General features: G+C 60.6%; 15 protein-coding genes. 12 read left to right on the top strand and 3 right to left on the bottom strand.

Annotated features, from left to right (window positions below):
- Window positions 1-141: 141 nt before the first annotated feature.
- Window positions 142-1,485 carry a magnesium transporter gene (mgtE, locus tag QEH54_RS01580; protein WP_309016856.1) on the top strand — a complete coding sequence of 448 codons (1,344 nt, stop codon included), beginning with the start codon at window positions 142-144 and terminating at the stop codon, window positions 1,483-1,485.
- Window positions 1,486-1,701: 216 nt separating this feature from the next.
- Window positions 1,702-2,223 (top strand): chemotaxis protein CheX, encoded by a 522-nt coding sequence (locus QEH54_RS01575; protein ID WP_309016855.1) that lies wholly within the window; start codon window positions 1,702-1,704, stop codon window positions 2,221-2,223.
- A 52-nt stretch (window positions 2,224-2,275) separates the two neighbouring features.
- Here QEH54_RS01575 and QEH54_RS01570 read toward each other — a convergent pair whose 3' ends face one another.
- A complete protein-coding gene (locus QEH54_RS01570; RefSeq protein WP_309017008.1) occupies window positions 2,276-2,935 on the bottom strand; it encodes a transcriptional regulator in 660 nt (219 codons plus the stop codon).
- 334 nt (window positions 2,936-3,269) lie between these two features.
- On the opposite strand from QEH54_RS01570, the gene QEH54_RS01565 reads away from it, so the two are divergent.
- Window positions 3,270-3,611 carry a hypothetical protein gene (locus QEH54_RS01565; protein WP_309016854.1) on the top strand — a complete coding sequence of 114 codons (342 nt, stop codon included), beginning with the start codon at window positions 3,270-3,272 and terminating at the stop codon, window positions 3,609-3,611.
- Between the two features lie 103 nt (window positions 3,612-3,714).
- Here QEH54_RS01565 and QEH54_RS01560 read toward each other — a convergent pair whose 3' ends face one another.
- Window positions 3,715-4,470, bottom strand: coding sequence for an exodeoxyribonuclease III (locus QEH54_RS01560; RefSeq protein ID WP_309016853.1), 756 nt, complete (start codon window positions 4,468-4,470; stop codon window positions 3,715-3,717).
- A 133-nt stretch (window positions 4,471-4,603) separates the two neighbouring features.
- Between QEH54_RS01560 and QEH54_RS01555 the strand changes: the two genes are divergently transcribed.
- The 5 genes from QEH54_RS01555 (at window position 4,604) to QEH54_RS01535 (ending at window position 9,376) form a co-directional block, all read left to right on the top strand.
- Complete coding sequence (locus QEH54_RS01555; protein ID WP_309016852.1) at window positions 4,604-6,115, top strand: aminotransferase class I/II-fold pyridoxal phosphate-dependent enzyme; 1,512 nt, start codon at window positions 4,604-4,606, stop codon at window positions 6,113-6,115.
- 22 nt (window positions 6,116-6,137) lie between these two features.
- Window positions 6,138-6,578, top strand: a complete 441-nt coding sequence (locus QEH54_RS01550) for a DUF5069 domain-containing protein (protein ID WP_309016851.1) — start codon at window positions 6,138-6,140, stop codon at window positions 6,576-6,578.
- Window positions 6,579-6,656: 78 nt separating this feature from the next.
- Window positions 6,657-8,228 carry a DUF4038 domain-containing protein gene (locus QEH54_RS01545; RefSeq protein WP_309016850.1) on the top strand — a complete coding sequence of 524 codons (1,572 nt, stop codon included), beginning with the start codon at window positions 6,657-6,659 and terminating at the stop codon, window positions 8,226-8,228.
- Window positions 8,229-8,385: 157 nt separating this feature from the next.
- The gene (locus QEH54_RS01540; protein ID WP_309016849.1) at window positions 8,386-8,853 is read left to right on the top strand and encodes a YiiD C-terminal domain-containing protein; all 468 of its coding nucleotides are present in this window, start codon (window positions 8,386-8,388) and stop codon (window positions 8,851-8,853) included.
- Between the two features lie 70 nt (window positions 8,854-8,923).
- Window positions 8,924-9,376, top strand: coding sequence for a hypothetical protein (locus QEH54_RS01535; RefSeq protein ID WP_309016848.1), 453 nt, complete (start codon window positions 8,924-8,926; stop codon window positions 9,374-9,376).
- A gap of 39 nt (window positions 9,377-9,415) precedes the next feature.
- On the opposite strand, the gene QEH54_RS01530 is transcribed toward QEH54_RS01535, so the two are convergent.
- A complete protein-coding gene (locus QEH54_RS01530; protein ID WP_309016847.1) occupies window positions 9,416-10,216 on the bottom strand; it encodes a LysM peptidoglycan-binding domain-containing protein in 801 nt (266 codons plus the stop codon).
- Window positions 10,217-10,304: 88 nt separating this feature from the next.
- Here QEH54_RS01530 and QEH54_RS01525 point away from each other — a divergent pair, with 88 nt between their 5' ends.
- The 4 genes from QEH54_RS01525 (at window position 10,305) to QEH54_RS01510 (ending at window position 13,740) form a co-directional block, all read left to right on the top strand.
- The gene (locus QEH54_RS01525; RefSeq protein ID WP_309016846.1) at window positions 10,305-11,285 is read left to right on the top strand and encodes a KpsF/GutQ family sugar-phosphate isomerase; all 981 of its coding nucleotides are present in this window, start codon (window positions 10,305-10,307) and stop codon (window positions 11,283-11,285) included.
- 108 nt (window positions 11,286-11,393) lie between these two features.
- Window positions 11,394-12,410, top strand: a complete 1,017-nt coding sequence (locus QEH54_RS01520) for a polyprenyl synthetase family protein (RefSeq protein WP_309016845.1) — start codon at window positions 11,394-11,396, stop codon at window positions 12,408-12,410.
- A 98-nt stretch (window positions 12,411-12,508) separates the two neighbouring features.
- Complete coding sequence (locus QEH54_RS01515; protein ID WP_309016844.1) at window positions 12,509-13,138, top strand: sigma-70 family RNA polymerase sigma factor; 630 nt, start codon at window positions 12,509-12,511, stop codon at window positions 13,136-13,138.
- Window positions 13,139-13,143: 5 nt separating this feature from the next.
- Window positions 13,144-13,740 carry a hypothetical protein gene (locus QEH54_RS01510; protein ID WP_309016843.1) on the top strand — a complete coding sequence of 199 codons (597 nt, stop codon included), beginning with the start codon at window positions 13,144-13,146 and terminating at the stop codon, window positions 13,738-13,740.
- Window positions 13,741-13,743 lie beyond the last annotated feature (3 nt).

Below are 13,743 nucleotides of genomic sequence, written 5' to 3'. Positions count from 1 at the left end.
GGATACAGGATCATGGCAAGCGTTCCCGCATCGCCTGGCAAGGACAAGCTCCAGGAATCGCAGGCGAACTAATCGGGATTTTTACCATCGGGCTAAATCGCTGACTTGCTGCCAGCGCCGCATTTTGTATTAACAAGCTCCATGCAGGAGAGCGAAGAAACAACTCAGCAGCAAGTGAGCGACGCCTTCGCACGACGCATGACTCGACTCAGAGACATGCACCCAAGCGACATCGCGGAGGAGATCGAGGACCTCGAGCTCGGCGACATCCGAAAGGTCCTGCGAGAGCTGCCGGACGATCGCGTGGCGGAGATCCTCACCGAGCTTCCTCAGGAGGTGCAAACCAACCTGCTGGAAAACATGCGCCTGGAGCGGGTTTCGGAAATCATCCCCGAGATGTTTTCCGACGATGCGGCGGACGCCTTGGGAAACGTCTCTCCCGAGCGCCTGCAGGACATCATGGACCAGCTCCCGGCGGAGGACGTCTCGGAGATCACCGACCTGCTGGACTATCCGGAGGATACCGCTGGCGGTATCATGCGCAAGGAGGTCAACGCGGTGCTCACCTCCATGACCCTGGCCGCCGCCCGCGAGGCCGTGCGCAAGGACGAGGATCACGACCAGGACAACGCGATCTACGTCTACGCGGTGGACGAAAACCAGCGCCTGCAAGGCGTGCTGCGCCTGCGCGACCTGCTGTTTCGCGACCTTCGCCTCAGCGTCAGCGACGTGATGATCCAGGAGGTACGCTCGGTCAGCGTGCACGCCGACCAGGAGGAGATCGCCAACATCTTCCAAAAGTACAACTACCTCGCCCTCCCCGTTGTGGACGATTTCGGCAAGCTGGTCGGACTGGTGACCTCGGACGACGTCATCGACGTCATCCAGGAGGAAGCCACCGAGGACATGCAGCGCATGGTGGGCTTGAGCGGAGAGGAAATGGTGACCACTCCATGGACGCGATCCGCCAAGAATCGCGTGCCTTGGCTGCTGGTCAACCTAGGCACCGCCTTTCTGGCCGCCTGGGTGGTTTCCATGTTCGAGGACACCTTGGTCAAGTACGCCATGCTGGCGGCCTTTTTGCCGATCATCGGCGGCATGGGCGGAAACGCCGGTTCCCAGACGCTCACCATCGTGGTCCGCTCGCTCGCTCTCGGAGAGATCGAAGACAACGAATGGCGACGCGTCCTCGGCAAGGAGATCATCGTAGGCCTGGTAGCCGGAATAGTGGTCGGGGCTTCGGTGGGCCTGGTCTCCTGGCTCTGGCGAGGCGATCTGATCATCGGCGCGGTGGTGGCCTTGGCCATGATGCTGAACATGATCGCGGCGGCTATGGCAGGGGTGCTGGTCCCCATCGGGCTGCGCAGCGTGAAAGTCGATCCAGCGCTTGCGTCTTCAATCATGGTCACCACAGTGACCGACGTCGTTGGCTTTTTCATCTTCCTCAGCTTGGCCAGCGTCGCCCTCAACTTCCTGACCATTTAGCGCCCGCAACGACCAAGGCGAATCTTGACCGTAAATATTCAGTCAATCAGGCTCGCAAACCTCTCAGTTAGAAGCGATTGTTCCGATACTTCGACAAATCAGCCACCTCCTCCTAAATCTAAATCCCGCGCATCCCACCGCACCGTGACCACAGCCGACCGCCAACGCCTACTCCCCTAGCCCAAACGGCCGCTGATCAACGCCTTCCATTCAACCATGTCCGTCTCAGTTCCCGTAGAGAAAATACACGAATTTCTCAGCTCATCCCTCGTCAAGGTGATCGATACGATGATGAGCGTGGAATGCAAATACCTCGGACACCAAGCCTACTCAGGCACCCAGGCCTTCAGCCCGAAAATCGATCCCGCCAAGGATGATTCCAAGCGCATGTTCGCGTCCTCGGTCGGGTTCGCGGGAGAGATCAGCGGCGTCTGCTACCTGTTCATGTCGGAAAACTTCGGCTATCAGGCCGCCCAAAAGATCACCGGTCTCGATCGCGAGGACTTGGACGACGACGTGGTGCGCGACGTTTGCGGCGAATTGACCAACATGTTCGCCGGCACCTTCAAGAATCGTCTCGCCGATCTCGGCCTGCCATCCACCTTGACCATCCCCACCGTGGTGCAGGGCAAGCGCATGGCCATCAGCACCGCAGGCACCGCGCAGCAGTACCGCTTCAGCTTCGAGTGCATCGGCTTCCCGATCTACGCCGACCTGTTGCTATCGTCCCGCAACTAGCGCCTCCAAGCTTCGCAGGAGCATAGAACAGCCCCTCGCGAACTCACGCCATCTAGGCGTTATGCTGCGCCACTCGATAGGCGCAGCGTCGCCCGTCGCTGAGCAGATGCTCCACTCGCTCGATGCGGCATCGCTCGCCTAGCACGCTTCGAAAGACCTGCAGCTCGCGATCGCAAAGGCCGGAGCAGGAGCGGGCCGCGGCGCAGATGGGACAGTGGTTTTCCACCAGAAGAAACGCTCCTTCCTCCTCCATGACCTCCGCCATGTAGCCTTCCTCCGATCGGAGCTTGGCCAAGCCTTCGATGCGCTGCTTGAGGTCGGAGATCCCCGCGAGCTTCTCGCGATAGCACGAAGCCTGATGCTGGCCGCGCTCGTCCAGCACCTTGTCCAAAGCATCCGGGCCGAGCACGGCCTTCACATTGCCCAGCAAATCCACCATCAGATCGCGATGCCGATCGGGAAAATGGCGATTGGCCCGCTCGGTGAGCTTCCAGAACTTGGTCGGTCGCCCCTTGCCTTGGGAACGGTTTTCCGAGGCGACTTCGCCCGCCTGCTCCAGCTCCTGCATGTGCTGGCGGATCGCCATGGAAGACACCCCCAATACCTCAGCCATATCCTGGCTGGATAACGGGCCCCGGCGCTTGAGCATTTCGATCAACGACGTTCGAGTGGCCCAATTCGCTCCTTTGTAACTTCCGTCCTTGAGGGGCATCACTTTCTAAAGCATTTTCTTTCGAAAGAAAGTCGAGCCTATTCTGAGCGAGACACGTAAGGCGAAAAAGCGAGAAGACCCCGCTTCCGCACTCATACGCTGAAATGATCGGGGTCTTCTCTGACTTCAGGCCACCACACACAACACGCGGCCCAAGGCTCCTACATTTGTAGTCTACTTAGAGGTTTCCGCAAGTCCTTTGAGCGAAAACTTATCGCCGCGAGGGCGTGGCCTCCCGCTCCAGCGCCGCAAGCTTCCCCCAGAGCGCGGCTAGTTCACCCCCTGATCGACAAATCCTAAATCGGCGCTAGAGTAAAAAGGACGTAAAGGAAGCATGGACGACCTATTGATAGTCAGACTCTCCGACCGGTCGCGCGACCGCTATCGAGCGCGCCGCCGGCCCACGCCGATCGGCATCAACCTCGGCATGCTTCTGGGACTCGCCCTAGGATTCCTCATCAGCTTTCGAACGGAATCCGCCTTGCCCCTGCATCCCACTCTCGGCGTGGCCTTTGGACTGGCTTCCGGCATGGCCATCGGTCTCGCTCTGGGCGGGCTCCTATCCTACGCCCTTAAGCCCCAGAACGCTCGAAAGCGACGCCGCGAAAGACCGGAGCGTCTGTACGACGGCCTGCCCTTCCAGGCGCCCGAGGAGTCGCAGGACGAAGCCAAATGACGCCGCCCCCCCCAGCGCTGAACGCAGTCTGACCGATGCTCCTTCGGAGATAGCGCCACGCGCGGCGGAACGTCCCTAGCGAAGAGCCGCCGCTTCGTCCGGTCTACTTGAGCTGCATGCTGACCGGGCAATGGTCCGACCCAAGCACCTCCGCGTGGATCTTCGATGCAGCCACCTGGTCCTTCAGCGATTGGGAAACCAGAAAGTAGTCGATGCGCCACCCGACGTTTCGCGCCCGCGCTCCTGCTCGGTAGCTCCACCAGGAGTAGTGCCCCTTGCCGCTGGTGAATTGGCGAAACGTGTCCACGAATCCAGCGTCAAGGACCTCGTCGAAGCCAGCCCGCTCCTCGTCGGTGAAACCGGCGTTCTTGCGATTCGACTTCGGATTCGCCAAATCATCCTCGGTGTGGGCCACGTTCAGATCGCCGCAGAAGACAACCGGCTTGCGCGTTTCGAGCCCTTTGACGTAGGCCAGGAAATCGCGGTCCCAGCGCTGGCGGTAGTCGAGGCGCCGGAGCTCGTTCTGCGAATTCGGCGTATAGACGGTGACCAGATAAAAGTCCGGATACTCCGCCGTGATGACTCGCCCCTCTCTATCGTGGTCCTCGATTCCCAATCCGAAAGTCACCGCGTCCGGCTCCTTTCTGGCTATGATCGCGGTGCCCGAGTAGCCTTTCTTTTCCGCCTCGTGGGCGATCACCGTGACCCCCGAGCCCCACTCCAGCCCCTGCACGATCGCCTCGGTGGCCTTCGTTTCCTGCAGACAAATGAAGTCCGCCCCGCACGCGTCGAAGTAGTCCATAGCGCCCTTCTTCGTCGCGGCGCGAATCCCGTTCACATTCCAAGAAACGAATCTCATCTCACCGGTCATAGAAGGCCTCGAGCGGGCATCAACGGGAAAGCGCGTTTTTCTTTCCGAGCGGAGATTTCCCTCGAATCCCGCTCTGGACAAGCAGCGCCCTCCTCCTAGAGTGACCCGCCTGTCCAATCCTATGAGCTTCGGTCAACAACTCCCTCTGGGGCAGCGTATCCCCGCATCCATACACGCCGTATCCGTCAGCATCCCCACCATGGACGACGTGATCGGCTACGAGGAAAAGCGCCCGAGCACCATGGCCGAGCTGCAGTCCGGCTATCCACGCTTCGTGGTGCATCGGTACCTAAAAACCATTTCGGAACACTGGAAGGACCTGTTCTCCTCGCCGCGAAGCGCGATCTGGCTCACCGCCTCCGACCGCATGGCGAAGCGACTGCAGGCACACCTCGCGCCGCTCGAAACGACCTACCTGAAACACGACGGCGTATCGGGACTGCGGATACCTGACGACGATGACGCCAACACCCGAGCGAAACTCTTCCTGCAGCACATCGGCGGCTTTCTCTCCAGCCGGGCCGCGGAAGACTACCTGATCCGCCAGGGCCTGCTGGAGACGGCCCAGCCCGAAGCGACGTACGCCGGCGACGCCGAGGCCAGCGCCCGCGAGCAGCTCGCTCCGCTTTTCAGTTGCTCGCCCGACGACCTCATCCTGGCGAACAATGGCATGAACGCCTTCTTCTCAGCCTTCGAGGCGGTTCGCCACCTGCAAGCTCGGCATGGCAAAAACGCGTGGGTGAAGCTCGGCTGGCTCTACACCGACACCATGCACATTCTCGACAAGCTCAGCGGCGAGCATGCCGAGAACTTCGAACTGCTCGACATTTTCGACCTGGATCAACTGGAAACAGCCCTGCAGGAACGCGGACACGAGATAGCGGGCATCGTCACCGAAGCTCCGACCAACCCGATGATCCAAACCATGGATCTCGAGCGTATCAGCGATCTGGCGACAAAGCATCAAATCTACCTGATCGTCGATCCAACGGTCTGTTCCCCGCGCAACATCGATGTGGCTCCCTACGCGGATATCATCGTGAACAGTCTGACCAAATACGCCGGGCACGAGGGAGATGTCATGCTCGGGGCTATCGCCGCTACCAGCCGCTGCCCGCTGCGAGAGGATTTCCTGCGCCTGGCTCGCGAAACCGCCGAGCCGGCCTACGCTCGCGACCTATCTCGAATCGCGTATCAGCTGCCTCACTACGAGAGCATTGTAGAGCAGATCAACCAGTCCACGAAGAAGATCGTCGCCTACCTGGAAGCGCATCCCGCTATCAAAAAGGTCTACTGGTCGGGAGAGGAGAAGTCCCGAGCCAGCTACCAGAAGCTTGCCCGCCGCGAGGACGCGATCGGCGGACTGCTTTCCTTCGAGTTGACGGGACCGCTCGCTGCTTTCTACGACGCCGTGCCGCTGCCGAAAGGGCCCAGCTTCGGCATGCGCGACACCCTGCTCTGTCCCTACATCTACCTGGCCCACTACGCCCTCGTCACCAGCGAGAGCGGCCGAGCCCTGCTCGCCAAGGCCGGCATCAGCCCGGAACTGATACGCCTGAGCATCGGCCTGGAACCGGCTGACCAGATCATCCAAGCGCTTGACGCCGCCCTGCCGGGCAGTTCAGCTCACTGACCTTCCCTCAACGAAACGCACTATGAGTCGACCAGATACCGGCGTTGTCCACCACGACCTGCCATCACCCTACATCCCGCACTCCTGCGGGCTGCTGCACCTGCCGCGCTTCATCGCGAAGGCGAAAAAGGCAGTCAAGGGAGAGCTCGGCAAGTCCTACCAACGCAACTACAAGAAGGGCTTCGACCGCTTCCTCTGCCTTCATCTGGGCATTGATCCCGACGCGGTGGAAAACATCGTTCGCGAGAGCGACAACGACGAGGAGATCGACCGCAAGCTGGCGGAGCTTTTCCCACAGGACCTACGAGTCGCGAAGTGGAATCGCGAACTGGTGCAAAAGGGCATGAGCGAGATGGGACGACAAGCCCTTGAAGACGCGAAGCGAAAAATGGGCATCGAGGATCGTACCGATCTTCTCTCCTTCGCTGACATGATCGAGTTTGACGAGCAGCGCATCGACTGACATTCCTGAGCCTCTCTCTCTTGTACTGGGCGGCCTTCCTCCGCCTGCGGAATCCAATTCCCCCCCTCAAACCAACATATGTCCAGCTCCACCGATCAAGACATCATCAGCGACGGAAGCGAGACCGCTCTCCGAGGCGGATGTCACGAGCTCACCTTCTCCAGCGAACACGTCGTCACCGCGAAAATCCCCTCGCTGCCCATCCAGCTCACCTACTCCCTCCCGTCGGGAGTGAAAATCTCCGCCCGCGGCTACGCGGTGGGAGATGGCCACGCCAAGGCCCGCTGCTACGTGCCGGAGGCTGGAGAATGGTCGTGGGAGGCGAAAAACGCTTTCGGCAAGGGCATCGCCAGCGGGCGATTCTTCGCCGACGAGTCCAAGCTTCCCGGGAAGCTGCAGGTCGCTCCGGCCGATCAACGGCAGTTTCGCTACGCCAGCGGAGATCCGTTTCTCCACATGGGCGACACCGCTTGGCGCCTATTCTCACCAGAAGAAAAGAACTGGAAGGCCTATATCGATCAAGCTGGGCAAGCGGGCATCACCAAGGTGCGGGCCTGGCTCTCGGGCAACGGCAGCTCCGTCGCCAGCTATTTCCACCCGCAGCGCAAGCAGCTCGATCTGGCGTTTTGGGACGAGGTGGAGCATCGCCTGCGCTACGCCCTGACTCGTTTTCCTCATATCCAGTTCCAGCTGAACCTCTTCGGAAACGATCGCGAGGAGCTCGTTCGCTACGAGGAAGGTGACCCGCTCACCCATCTCGCGATCATCTACTGTCTGGAGCGCTTGAGCTCCTTGCCCAACGTCCATTGGTCGCTCGCCTGCGAAATCGATCCCACCAAGGACAACGCCGTAGTGCTGCAAGCCCTCTCCCGCTTGGGCAAGACGGTCTTCGAACAGGCCCCTTGGCACTCGCTCATCACGTGCGGGCAGCCGCGCTTCGCCAACTTTCTTTTCGACCGGGAGAAGTGGTGCGGGATGACCTCGCTGAGCTCCTTGGGTCAAGTCACCGGCGAAATCGCCCAGACCCAGCGACCACTCACCGGAAAGCCGATCGTGCTGGAAGAGGATCGGGCGGAATACGCCAGCCCCCCGCTGCAGCCGCGCTACTATTTCCGCAGGCTCTTTTGGGGCCTGCTTCTCTCGGGGGCCCACCCTAGCTACCAAGGCTTGGACACGGCCCGGGAGACCGCTGGGCATCGCTCCGGCATCTACGGCTACTACGACGCCTGCCACGCCGGACGCCTCCACCACGGGGCCCATGACCTCCTGCACATTCACGGCTTCTTCCGCGAGACCGGCATCTCCCTGCAAGGTTGGGTTTCCGACGACTCTCTCGGCGGCTCCAATCCCTTGCTTGTCAAGTCCATGCGCTCGCAGCAAAGCGACCAATGCATCATCTACGTCGCCAACCCCGACGCCCATGAAGGCCACAGCGGAAAAGACGGAAAAGGCTTCTATTCCGATCTGAACGCCTCCCCAAGCGACATCTTCACCACCTTCAGTCTCGACCTGCCTTTCGGTTCCGGCGCCGCTCGCTGGTACAGCCCCTCGACCGGTCAGTGGCGCGGCGAAGTCGCCATCACCAAACCCTCCACCATCTTCCTCACTCCCGAGCCTGGTGACTGGATCCTCTGGATCCAAAAGAGCTGAGGCGCCAGCGATCCGCGCCCGCTTTACAGGCCTGATGCGCGTGAAATCGCATCCAGGGCTTCGCGTGCCTAAAGAGAGCGCAGTCAAAGTGTTAGGAAAGCATAAAAGAACGCCGCCGGTTCGACATACGCAGTCCCCTGCGCCACCGTTTTGGCGAATGGAAATACCCTTAAAACGCGTAGAGGAATTCCTAAACCAGCGAATTCCCCTCTCCAAAGCTCTCAACTGCCAAGTGGTCGAAGCTACGGACAAAACCCTACGCATCTGCGTGCCCAAGTTCGTGAACACCGTGGCGGACGAAACCTTTTCCGACACCGCCAGCATCGACCTCTGCCAGCTCACCACCTGGACTTTCCTGCAGATCTCGCTACAGCGACTCAACTACAAGCCGCTCACCACCTTGTGCGCCGCCCAATGGGCTAAAGGCCGCGAGATCGACAGCAACTCGAAGACCATCACCGCCTCCTGCTCGCTGCCGCCCGATCGCGAATGGCAGCAGTTTCTTCGCATGCTGTCCCGCAAGGCTCGGGCCCGGGTGACCGTCGTAGCGACCTTGAGCGACGAACTGAGCGAAACCGCTACATTTACTTGCGAATACGATACGCGCGATTTGGATCCCGCGTAGCCCGAGCCGATTTGGCCCCATCCCGGGATGCCTCCGCTCGCGCCTGTCTTTCGCCAAGTCCCGTACACACATGCACAAGCGCCACATCGTCGAGCAAATCGTTTCCATCGTCGAAAAAGAGCTGAAAGCCGCCAAGCAAGCCGCCCTCGAAAGCGCCGAGGAAGCGACCGACGAGGAGTCGCGAGCCGAAAACAAGTACGATACGCACGCCTTGGAAACCTCCTACGTGGCAAGCGCTCAAGCTCACTATGCCAAGGACCTCACCCAAGCTCTGCAAGCCTACCGAAACCTCTCGCTTGCCGACGGCGCCTCGGGCCCGGTCGCGATCGGCTCGCTGGTCACCACCTTAGGCCCCAACGGACGCGAACAGTTCTTCATGGGACCCGCCAGAGGAGGACTGGAGCTGGATACCGAGCAAGGCCCGGTGACCGTGCTCACGCCCAAGTCGCCCCTCGGCAGTCAACTCGTCGGCAAGACGCTGGGCATGAACGCTGGTCCTCGCAAGATCCTGCGCATCGAATAGCGTCGTCTCCTCCGCGGGAGAAGATCATAAAGACGCCGCTTAAGGGATGCGGATCTCGGTGCCGACCTTGAGGTTGGTCTCGTCCGGGATGAGATCCCGATTCGCTTCCAGGATGTCGCGCCAGCGGTTGGCATCGCCGTACATACGACGAGCGATGCGGTAGAGCGAGTCCCCCGATTGGATGGTGTAGACCCGACCTGTCGGCTCCGGCGCCTGCGGAGTGAAGCGCGGGCTGGCCTGAGCTTGCAGCGTGGTCTGCGGAGCGGACGGCGCGTCGTCCTCCTCCTGCGAGGCGTAGCTCACATTGGCCGCTCGATTGTCGTTCAACCGCGATCGGGCATCCGCCAGCTGCTGCTTGAGCAGCTCGTTCTCCGATCGCAGCATCTCGATCGTATCCAATAGCTTGAGACGCTCCAGCGGATCCTGGTAAACCTTGGCGTCGAAGGTGGTCGCGAACTCCTTGGTGGCGCTCTTGATCAGATCGCGCACCAGACTGATCCGGGTCTGCGCATCCGGTTCGTCACTACGCCTCATCAAGGCCTCGTACTTCTTGAAGTGATAGATGGCGGAAATGGGATCGTGCAAGTGCTTGAGGTAGATGTTTCCCGCATCGAGGTGCGACTCCGGAGCGTTGCCGTTTCGCTTCTGAATCAGCTTGAGAAAGTTCTCCAAGGCCTCGTTCTCCATCCCACGAGCGTACAGGTCTCTCGCGCGTCGAAACACCGGATCCTCCTCTTCGCTCAAGGTCTCGAAAGTCGGACGCTCGGAACACCCCGCCAGAAGCAGCAGTCCGCAACAGGTCAAAAAGATTAGTCTGGAAGCCTTGATAAAGAGAGTCATTTAGTAGCTGTTCCTAATGGCATAAGACAGCATCCCACGCTCGCTTTCCAAGACATAAATCCACATTCCCCCAATTTGCCTCCCGAGAATGGATAAGGAACAAATCATTGCCAAAGGCCGCCGCTGCCTCGAGATCGAAATCGCCGCTTTGCAGGCCACGCGCGACCACTTGGGAGACGGATTCGCGGACGTGGTTCTCATCCTGAAAAACGCCCTCGTCGACGGCAAGAAGCTCATCCTCAGCGGCGTGGGAAAAAACGCCCACATCTGCCAGAAGCTGGTCGGAACGCTCAACAGCATCGGAGCGCCCTCCTGCTTCCTCGACCCGGTGCAGGCGCTGCACGGCGACATGGGCCTATGCCGCGAAGGCGACGCCCTGCTGGCGTTCAGCAACAGCGGAGAAACCGCGGAGCTGCTTCGCTTTCTGCCCATGGTGCAACGCTTCGACGTGAAGACCATCGGCGTGACCGCCGCCAGCGCATCCACGCTTTGCGAACTGTGCGACGCCTCCCTGATCTACTCGGTCGAGCGCGAAGCCTGTCCGCTGGATCTGGCCCCCACCGCCAGCACCACCGCCAGCATGGCCATCGGAGACGCCGTGGCCATGGTCCTGCTCGAGCTCAACGCGTTCAGCCGCGAAGACTTCGCGAAGTTTCACCCGGGCGGAAACCTAGGACGCGTCCTGGCGCCCAAGGTCGACGAAATCATGCGCGGCGGAGATCGCCTCGCCTGCCTCCCACTCACCGCCAGCTGCAAGGACTGCCTGGCCGAGATGTCCGCCAAGAGCTGCGGCTGCATCGCCTTGGTCAATCAGGACCGCAGCCTCGCCGGCATCATGACCGACGGGGACATTCGCCGCTTCGTTCTAAGCCACCCCGACTTCCTGCAAATCCAGGCGAGTGAAGTCATGACAAGAAACCCCATCACCATCGCTTCCGGCTCCTACGCGGCCGAAGCCCTCAAGACCTTCGAGTCCCACAGCATCGACGATCTGCTGGTGGTCGATGGGCAAAATCGGCCTATCGGCATCATCGACGGCCAGGACCTCACCAAACTGCGCATCGTCTAGCCAGGCGAAGCGCTCCGCTCGACTCGATCCACAACCCGCTCGGCCCGCGCATTCAGGTTTGCAATGGAAGCGTGTTCTGCGATGCATAGACGCTTTCTCCCTAAGAAGATGCAAAACCCGCCCGAAACGCCAAGCGCCTCGACAGCCAAGCAGCTCCCCGAGCTGTTCGAGATCCTGCAGCCGCACCTAAAGGCCCTGGACAGCTTCCTGCTGGAGCAAGTTTCCCAATTCGAGCCAGAGATTCGCGAGCACGCGGAATACAGCATCGATACCGGAGGGAAACGCATCCGCCCGTCCCTCATCTTCTTCAGCGGCTGGCAGGCCGACGGCCAGGTCGACGAAAATCTGGTACGGCTCGCCGCAGTCGTGGAGACCGTACACCTGGCCACCCTCGTGCACGACGACATCATGGACGAAGCGGACATCCGCCGCAATCGAGCCACCGTGGCCCGCAAGTACAACAACGCCACCGCCGTGCTGCTGGGCGACGCCCTCTTCTCGCACGCCGTCTACCTCGCCACCCTCTTTCCGACCAACGAGGTCTGCCGCAACGTCGCCGAATCCACCCGCAAGGTGTGCACCGGAGAAATCCTGCAAACCATGCAGCGAGGCGATCCGGACCTCGACATGGCCACCTACCTTCGCGTCATCGACCTGAAGACGGCCGAACTCTTTCGCGTGGCCTGCTTCCTAGGGGCTCGCCTAGGAGGCTACAGCGACGCCTACGTGCGCGCCAGCGGCGCCTTCGGCCGACATCTGGGCATCGCCTACCAGATTTACGACGACATGACCGACCTGTTCGGCTCGCAGGAAAAGATCGGCAAAACGCTCGGCACCGACATCGCTACCGGCAAACCGACCATGCCACTGATCCTCATGCGCGACCGACTACCGGCCGAAGAAGCTCGGGCCCTTCGAGACACCCTATCGGGCAAACGGGAGGCAGATATTCCCTACTGGCTGGAAAAGCTGCGCCAAATGGGCATCTTCGAAGAAGTCCGTCAGGCGATTTTTCAGGAAATCGAAAAGGCCCGCGACGCCGTCGCTCCCTACCAGAACCAAACCGCCGCCAACTACTTGCACACCATCAGCCAGTTGCTCTGGAACCAAGTCGCCGCCCTGTAGTCGACCGCGAGGGGCCAGATGCGAAAGTGGCCAAGTTCCTGCTTCTCATTTTCCCGGTTTTCCGCTAGCACTTTTTACCGATCAAACTGCAACCCTAGATGAGCGTCAGCAAGGCCATGTCCAAGACCTTGGTTTCTTCGCCCGAAAGGCAGAAAGAGGCCGACGAAGACCTCGCCATCGTACAGAAAGTACAGGCCGGGGACGTGGACGCGTTCGACGACCTCATCGTCAAATACCGGGAGCGGATATACGCGGTTATCTACAACTTGACCTCCAACCGGGAAGACGCCTCCGACCTCGCTCAGGACACCTTTATCAAGGCCTTCCAATCCGTCGGACGCTTCAAGGGCAAGTCCAGCTTCTTCACCTGGCTCTACCGCATCGCCCTCAACACCACCCTCACCCACCTTCGCAAGCACAAGCTCAGACGTTTCTTCAGCTTCGAGAAGATGAGCGAGGAAGACCACTCGGCCGGCTTCATCGATCAGCTCAAGACCGACTCGGACTCCGACAAGAGCGCCTTGATGAACGAACTGCAGGAGAAGCTCAACGACGCCTTCCAAAAGCTCTCCGTGAAGCACCGAACCGTGATCACGCTCTACGAAATCGACGGATTGAGCCACAAGGAGATCGCCGAGATCGTCGGCACCTCGGTCGGCACGGTCCGTTCCCGCCTCCACTACGCCAAGCAATTTCTTCAAGCCGAACTCAAGGACTACGTGCGCTAGCCTGAATGCCCATCCACCCGCAACACAGACTAACCGCTGAAACGGACGCTCGACTCAGCCAACTGATCCAGCTCAAGAAGCTGGAGCGCCCTGACGCCGCATTTTGGCAACGCTTCGAGCAGGAGTTTCGCAGCAAGCAGCTCTCCTCGTTGGTCCGCGTGCAGCCCTGGCGCACGCGGCTCTACCGACTGGCCCTCGTCGCCGCCCGCAGAGCCGCTCCGCCAACGACCGCGCTCGGCGCCATCGCCCTCTCCCTAGTCGCCCTGACCAATACCAGCTTCCTCGTTCAAGACGACCGCGAGGACCCGAGCGAAACAAAGCTTCACGACGACCCGAAGACTCCGAACAAGCCCCAGTTCGTCGTCGGCTCGGAAACCACGCCGAACGACCCCCTCGCTCCCGCCTTCCATCAGCCTCTGGAGTTCGAAACGCATCCCGTCTACCAAATGAACGTGATGCAGAACCCGTTGCCGCAGGCTGAAGCCTATCGCCTAAACGCAATGCCCGTCACCTTCTCGAGCGGCTACGACGAAACCGCCGAGCGCCCCGATCTGCACGCTCCACTCGGGGCAAAAGTCATTCGCGCTCAGAAACAGTTCTAGGCA

It is taken from the genome of Pelagicoccus sp. SDUM812003, assembly GCF_031127815.1.
Classification (GTDB): Bacteria; Verrucomicrobiota; Verrucomicrobiia; order Opitutales; family Opitutaceae; genus Pelagicoccus.
This window is presented reverse-complemented; position numbering and strand designations above follow the sequence as displayed.